Genomic DNA, 710 nt, shown 5'->3' with positions numbered 1-710 from the left:
TAAAGAAATCACCAAACCATGGGAAAAGTGGCCAATAGATGAAAGCCTAAACCAACCAGACAACACCCCATACTGGAAACGCCTGATGAAAACCCTTGCAATGCAAATTATTGCGGGTGTTTAAACGCGATTGCTCTTTAAAAATCTGAAAAGGAATTCAAACCTAGGCGGTATATGCTGCCTAGGTTTATCGTCACATGGCGACACAATGACCCCACTTTCTCAGATCCAAACCAATATTTTAAATATATCCAAAGCGTATTGTTTTCGCCTAAAGTGACTATTAATGAACCCAGCTTCTTTCAATCCACATCATATTATACAGTAAAAGTTGAATTACCAATGTTTATAGTGGGTAAATCTGAGTTGCTTTTAGATGTAAAATACTCATGGCGGCATCCAACAACGTTGAATGTTTATAAAAAAGCGACTTGGGTTGAAGGCACTAAAGAGTATTTATCTGAATTTGATGAAAATAGCCTGAGCTTAAATGCAGCCACCTATGAGTTTGAAATTGAATCACCGAACATTAGTGTGTTTGATGTTGAAATAACATCAACACTTATTTACAACGAAAGTCTAACGTTACCGATAGATTTTGATGCGTTTGAAAAGCCAATTGAAAATGCCTCACTTGAATTAGCAATTGCATAAGGAAAGTAATGCAAAATAATGACTACCTAGCCGTTGATATCATGCCTAAAAAAACG

1 protein-coding gene is annotated in these 710 nt (G+C 36.5%); it reads left to right on the top strand.

From position 1 onward, the window contains the following. Nucleotides 1-174 precede the first annotated feature (174 nt). Nucleotides 175-654, top strand: coding sequence for a hypothetical protein (locus H5186_RS22640; protein WP_259400410.1), 480 nt, complete (start codon nt 175-177; stop codon nt 652-654). The last annotated feature ends 56 nt before the right edge of the window (nt 655-710 follow it).

The sequence above is a fragment of the Pseudoalteromonas sp. SG41-2 genome (assembly GCF_014164535.1).
GTDB classification, from domain to species: Bacteria; Pseudomonadota; Gammaproteobacteria; order Enterobacterales; family Alteromonadaceae; genus Pseudoalteromonas; species Pseudoalteromonas rhizosphaerae.
Note: the sequence above shows the minus strand (reverse complement) of the source record. Positions and strands in the feature narration are given on the sequence as shown.